Origin of the sequence: Clostridium sp. ATCC BAA-442 (assembly GCF_964239415.1) — a bacterium.
In the GTDB taxonomy this organism is placed as follows: Bacteria; Bacillota; Clostridia; order Oscillospirales; family Oscillospiraceae; genus Flavonifractor; species Flavonifractor plautii.
Genome location: NZ_CAXSQB010000089.1, coordinates 1 through 6,144 on the forward strand (window position 1 = coordinate 1; position 6,144 = coordinate 6,144).

Below are 6,144 nucleotides of genomic sequence, written 5' to 3' on the forward strand. Positions count from 1 at the left end.
GGGGGCCCCCCCGCGGGCGGCCATAAAGGCCGCCCCTACAACATATTTTCGGTCCCCTGAAACGCGCAGGATGTAGGGGCGGGGCTTGTCCCCGCCCGCAGGCCGGGCGGCTGTAGGGCTCAGCGGTTTATCTCCCTTTTGTCCGTGCGCCCTAAAATATAATCCACTGAGACATTATAATAATCTGCCAAAGCGAGTAAATGCCTTGTTGGGGGCAAGGCATCTGTAATTTCCAAACGCTGATAGTTTCTCCCCTGCACTCCAATCATTTCAGCCACTTGGTTTTGGGTCAGGCCGGCTTCTTTCCTTAATTCCTTTAACCGTTCTTTTGTCATAATACCCCTCTTTCCTATTGACACGATGACAATCATCGCATATAATAACGATGATCACCATCGTGTTAAGGAGGTTTTTTCATGGACGATATCTTCGAGGAGCTCTACTATCAGTTTGTCTATCTCCCGAAAAAGGACGCCTGTCCTGAGCGCACCGCCCGTTGGGAACCCTTCTTCCACGGCGCTCCCCTGGACCTGGTCGACGCCAAGGACGGACTGGTCTACAACGCCTCCCTCACGGGCTTTCAGGAAGGGTTTCGTCTGGGGCTCCGTCTGGGACTGGCCCTCCCTCCTCCTGAAGATCTGCAACTGTGAGGGCCATCAGCTCCTCCTTGCCGGGCTTCTCCAGGGCGGCCACCCGGTCGGACTGGCGGGCCACCGCCCGCTCAAATACGTTGCGCACGTCCCGGGCGTTTCCGAAGTTCTCATCCCGCTCCTCATAGAGTGTTTTAAAATACGATTCGGCATATTCCGTCGCTTTATCATCCAACGTATACCCATTTTTCGCACACATGGACTGAAAAATCGCCAGAAGCTGGGCCCCGTTGTAGTCCTCGAAGTAAAAATACTTGTTGAAGCGGCTCTCCAGGCCGGGGTTGGCGTGGAGAAAGCGGCCCATCAGCTCGGTGTAGCCCGCCGCAATGACGATCAGATCGTCCCGGTGGTCCTCCATCCCCTTGAGCAGGGTCTCGATGGCCTCCCGCCCGAAGTCGTTGGGGGCGTCCTGGTTGGCCAGGGCATAGGCCTCGTCGATGAACAGCACGCCGCCCAGGGCCTTCTCGATGACCTCGCCGGTCTTGAGCGCGGTCTGGCCCACGAAGCCGGCCACCAGCCCGGAGCGGTCCACTTCCACAAGCTGCCCCTTGGACAGTACGCCGATGGCCCGGTAGATTTTGGCCAGCAGGCGGGCCACAGTCGTCTTTCCGGTGCCCGGATTGCCCAGAAAGACCAGGTGGAGACTCATGGGAGGTACGGGCAGGCCGTGCTCCTGGCGCAGCCTGCGCACCTTCACCAGATTGATGAGGCTCTTTACGTCGGCCTTCACCTTGTCCAGACCGCACAGGCCGTCCAGCTCGGCCATCAGCTCCTCCAGGCTGGGGGCGGGCTCCGCCTCCTCCCCGGCCGCCGCAGCCGCCTGTCCCGCTCCGGCGGGGGCGTCCGCCTTGGGAGGCGCAGGCCGCCGGGTGACGAAGTCCTTCACGTCCAGGGGCGCCTTCTCCCCCTTGAGGCCGTCCCGGTCGCAGAGGGCGGAGAGGGTGTCGGCACAGGTGTTGACGAAGCCTGCCTCCTCCTCGCTCACCACGTCGTCCACAGCGGCAAAGAGCAGGAGCATCAGGGTGACCAGGTCGATAAAACGGCGGGCCAGGTGGGTGCCGGACACCTTGTCGCAGGCCCGCATCCGGGCGAAGAAGTCGGGCACCCGGAAGCCGGGGTACTCGCTGACGGCGGTGGACAGCTCCCAGAACAGAATGGAGGGGGCCGGATTGCCCTTGGTATAGATGGCATTATAGTACTCCACGTGGCGGGGGGTGAGGGAGGCGCCGTCCCGCTGCCACACGCCCAAGGCGCAGGCCCGGAGAAAGACATCCGCCTCCTGGGTGAACTTCACCCGCAGGGTGGCGTCTGCGATCTGCCGCCGGAAGGCGGTCACCCCTTCACTGTACTGCTTGTGCACCTCGGCGGCGCTGAGAGAACCTTTCACGCTGCAACACCTCGTTTTTCGGTTAGTGTTATTATATCCGAATCAGACCGCCCGCGCAAGGAGGCAGTTCAGTTGACATAAATATTAAAAAACCTTTACATTTTTCCCCACGCCGTTGACGGATGGCCGTCCGCCGTTGTAAAATAACTCTAAGAATGTCGACTGGAGGGATTTCCGATGGCATCCAAGCGGACCCGCGCCAATAAGCCCGAAATGATCCACTGCCCTTACTGTGGGGAGGACTACTCCTCTACCTATAAGCACTGCCCCTTTTGTGACGAGGTCGAGCCCGCGGAGGACGACTACCAAACCGACGAATACGACGAGGCCCCCCGCTCCAGGGGCGGCAAGCGCCTGGTGACCAATACCCGGGGCGGCGGCTACGGCGGGGGCACTTCACCGCTGAAGATCATCGGCACGGTGGTCTCCCTGGCCCTGATCGTGGCGGCGGTCATCATCGTCATCACCATCATCCGGCCCCTGGTGGCCAAGGGCGACGTGGACGGCCCGGCGGACAACACCACGCCGGTGGAAAGCGTGACCCCCACCCCGGACGCCAGCCCGTCGGAGACCGAGCCCGCCGGTGAGAGCACGCCTCCAGTGGCGGAGCCCCCCGGCGACACCATCCCCGAGGGGCAGACGGCCACCGGCTTCACTCTGAGCAAGAGTGAGTTTACCCTCAGCGACAAGTGGCCCAATCCCATCACCCTGACGGTCACCTTTATCCCCGACGGCTCCGCCGGGAAGATCACCTGGAGCAGCAGCGACCCTGAGGTGGTATCGGTGGACGAGAACGGCAAGGTGAGCCACGGCAGCAAGCAGGGCAGCGCCACCATCACCGCCACCATGGCCGGCGGCGTCACCCAGACCTGTCTGGTTCACAACTCCGTCACCTCCGGCGCATCCTCCTCCAGCGGGAGCGGCTCCGGCGCCTCCGGCGCCCTGTCCCTCAACCGGACGGACTTCACCCTGGAGGCCGGACAGGCCTTCCAGGTGAAGGTGAGCGGCACCTCCTCCACCCCTACCTGGAGCATCGGCAACACCGCCGTAGCCACCGTCTCCGGCGATGGCACCGTCAAGCACGTGGGCAAGGGCCAAACCACCCTCACCTGCACCGTGGACGGCAAGACCCTAACCTGTATCGTGCGCTGCAACTGAACCTGAATAGCGGCATGGCACCAGGGCCATGCCGCTTTCTTATATCTCCTATCTCCGGCCCCGGCGGGCCGCATCCAGTCCAAAAAGGGGATATGACCTTCGCGGTCATATCCCCTTTTTGACTCACACCTCCATGATGACAGGCAGGATCATGGGGTTGCGCTTGGTTTTCTTGTAGAGGAAGCCGGAGATGGCGTTCTTGATCTCCGACTTGATGGAGGCCCAATCGTTCATGGTGTCCATCCGGCACTCCTCCAGGGCCTTGACGGCCACCTTCCGCAGCTCCTCCATAAGCCCCTCGGACTCCTTCACATACACGAAGCCGCGGGTGATGATGTCGGGGCCGGAGACCACGCTGCCGTCCTCCCCGGACATAGAGACCACCACGACGATCATGCCGTCCTCGGCCAGGTGCTTGCGGTCGCGCAGCACCACGCTGCCCACGTCGCCCACGCCGTAGCCGTCCACAAACACACGCCCGGCGGGCACGGTGCCGTTGATCTTGGCGGAGTTGGGGGTCAGCTCGATGACCTTGCCGATGTCGCTGATGAGGATGTTCTTGGGGGGCATGCCCATCTGCTGGGCCAGCTTGGCGTGGGTCTTGAGGTGCCGCTGCTCGCCGTGGACGGGAATGAAGAATTTGGGCTTCACCAGGGCGTGGATGATCTTCAGCTCCTCCTGGCAGGCGTGGCCCGACACGTGGAGGGCGCCCAGCCGCTCGTTGACCACCTCGGCGTCCTTGCGGTAGAGCTCGTTGATGACGCTGCCGATGGCGTTCTCGTTGCCGGGGATGGCGGAGGCGGAGAGGATCACCCGGTCGCCGGCCTGGATCTCCACCTGGCGGTGGGTGTTGAAGGCCATGCGGGTCAGGGCGGACATGGTCTCGCCCTGGCTGCCGGTGGTGATGATGCAGATCTTGTGCTTGGGCAGGCTCTTGATGTGGGCCAGATCCACCAGCACGCCGTCGGGAATGTTCATATATCCCAGCTCGGTGGACACCTTCATGGCGTTCTCCATGGAGCGGCCAGTGACCGCCACCTTGCGGCCGTACCGGGCCGCCACGTCGATGATCTGCTGGATGCGGTCCACATTGGAGGCGAAGGTGGTGACGATGATGCGCTGCTGGCAGCCGCGGAACAGGGCGTCAAAGGAGTCGCCCACGCTGCGCTCGCTCTTGGTAAAGCCGGGGCGCTCCACGTTGGTGGAGTCGGCCAGCAGGGCCAGCACGCCCTCCTTGCCCAGTTGCCCCAGGCGGCCCAGATCCATCATGCCGCCCTGGATGGGGGTGGGGTCGATCTTGAAGTCGCCGGTGTGCACCACCGTGCCCACACCGCACTTGATGGCGAAGCACACCGCGTCGGCGATGGAGTGGTTGGCGTGGATGAACTCCACGGAGAACTTGCCCGCCTTGACCACCTCGCCCGCCTCGCAGGTGATGAGCTTGGTCTTGTTCAGCAGGCGGTGCTCCTCCAGCTTCAGCTTCACCAGCCCCGCGGTCATGCGGGTGGCGTAGATGGGCACATTGATATCCCGCAGCAGATAGGGAATGGAGCCGATGTGATCCTCGTGTCCGTGGGTGAGGAAGATGCCCCGGATGCGGTCCTTGTTCTTGATGAGATAGGAGAAGTCGGGGATCACCACGTCGATGCCGTACATGTCGTCGTCGGGAAAGCCCATGCCCACGTCGATCACGATGATGTCCCCGCCGTACTCGTAGACGGTCATGTTCTTGCCGATCTCATTGAGTCCGCCCAGGGAGATGATTTTCAGTTTTTCAGCCATAGTAAGTCTTGGAACACTCCTTTTATTCTGAATCCATACAAATGGTATGTAAGGACCAGCGGAGCAGGGGCGCACGAAACCAAGGCGGTCCCGGTCCCCCGCCCGTTCCGGCCCTGCCTCGCCGGAAAGAGGGGGCGGCCGCTCCGCCGCCTGGCGCTCTTCTATGCCCGCTGTGTCCTGCTTATTCAAGCGCAAAATGCGCATAAAGCCATGATAGGTTATTTTAGTATACCATACCTTTGCGGAAAAGTATACCTCTATTTTTCCGGCAGGCCCCGGTCGGCCTCCTCCGCCCGGCGGGCACAGAAGGCGCACAGCTCCTCGGCCAGCTCGGCGCTGCGGGCCTCTCCCACGATCCGCAGAACGGCGCTGCGGGCCAGGGGCACCAGAGTGACCCACCCCTCGCCCTGGCGGACCCGCAGGCCGCCCCCAGCCGGCTGTGCCCCGGGCAGGGTGCGCAGCAGCACAGAGAGCACCTCCCCCTGCCCGCTTCGAAGGGAAACCTCCCGGCGGCGGAGGACGAAGCGGGGAATCTTCCCCGCCAGGCCATGGAGCCGCTCACCGGTCATGCCCAGGTGGGCGCAGATGCGGCAGGCGGCAAAGAGGGCGTCCCGCAGCCAGGGCAGCTCTCCGTACCGCGCCTCCGCCTCCGGCCCGTCCCGACCCAGCCGGAGGGCGCCGCCGTGGTAGCCGGCGGCCAGGGTGTCGATAGCTGCTGGGGCGGCTTCGGGCACCGCTACCCGCCCCGCCCCATCCTCATATTCGATGAGGGCCACAATGGTGAGCAACTGCTCCGGCGGGAGGGGTTCTCCCTCCTCATCCTCGGCCAGCAGCCGGAAGCCGCCCCGCCCAGTGCGGAAGGCGGGCACGCCAGGGCATGCCTCCCTCCGGACGGTGCAGCCCAGGCGCTCCAGGGCTTCCGCCAGGGCTCCGTCCGCCGGTTCCCTGCCGGGCACCGCCACCTCCAGGCGCCGGAGCGGAGCCTGGGTCACCTGGGACCGCTTGGCCGCATCGGCGGCATAGGCCGGGCGGACGCCGGTGACGGACTCCCACTGGCCCACCCGCCCGGCGGGCATCCGCCGCAGCTCACTGCGTAGCAGGGCCCCCTCCAGCCGGCGCTCCCGCGCCCGGCCCAGTGGCATCCCCCGGCGGTCAAAGAAGTAGAGC

At 63.9% G+C, this 6,144-nt stretch carries 6 protein-coding genes; 2 read left to right on the forward strand and 4 right to left on the reverse strand.

Translation table 11 applies throughout. The features are described from left to right. Positions 1 to 119 precede the first annotated feature (119 nt). A complete protein-coding gene (locus tag ACESY8_RS19240; protein ID WP_024723501.1) occupies positions 120 to 335 on the reverse strand; it encodes a helix-turn-helix domain-containing protein in 216 nt (71 codons plus the stop codon). A gap of 81 nt (positions 336 to 416) precedes the next feature. Here ACESY8_RS19240 and ACESY8_RS19245 point away from each other — a divergent pair, with 81 nt between their 5' ends. After that, positions 417 to 650: a hypothetical protein gene (locus ACESY8_RS19245; protein WP_009259501.1), complete on the forward strand. Its 234-nt coding sequence runs from the start codon at positions 417 to 419 to the stop codon at positions 648 to 650. On the opposite strand, the gene ACESY8_RS19250 is transcribed toward ACESY8_RS19245, so the two are convergent. Beyond that, entirely contained in the window at positions 571 to 2,037 is a 1,467-nt protein-coding gene (locus ACESY8_RS19250; RefSeq protein WP_498794939.1) for an AAA family ATPase, read from the reverse strand. The genes ACESY8_RS19245 and ACESY8_RS19250 overlap by 80 nt on opposite strands. Positions 2,038 to 2,214: 177 nt before the next feature. Here ACESY8_RS19250 and ACESY8_RS19255 point away from each other — a divergent pair, with 177 nt between their 5' ends. Further along, a complete protein-coding gene (locus tag ACESY8_RS19255) occupies positions 2,215 to 3,195 on the forward strand; it encodes an Ig-like domain-containing protein (RefSeq protein WP_204682603.1) in 981 nt (326 codons plus the stop codon). A 123-nt stretch (positions 3,196 to 3,318) separates the two neighbouring features. Here the strand turns inward: ACESY8_RS19255 and ACESY8_RS19260 are convergent, their stop codons facing one another. Then, the gene (locus ACESY8_RS19260) at positions 3,319 to 4,977 is read right to left on the reverse strand and encodes a ribonuclease J (protein ID WP_039997298.1); all 1,659 of its coding nucleotides are present in this window, start codon (positions 4,975 to 4,977) and stop codon (positions 3,319 to 3,321) included. 257 nt (positions 4,978 to 5,234) lie between these two features. Then, positions 5,235 to 6,144, reverse strand: a 910-nt coding sequence (locus ACESY8_RS19265; protein ID WP_498794940.1) for a phosphohexomutase domain-containing protein, incomplete at its 5' end; no start/stop codon positions are given.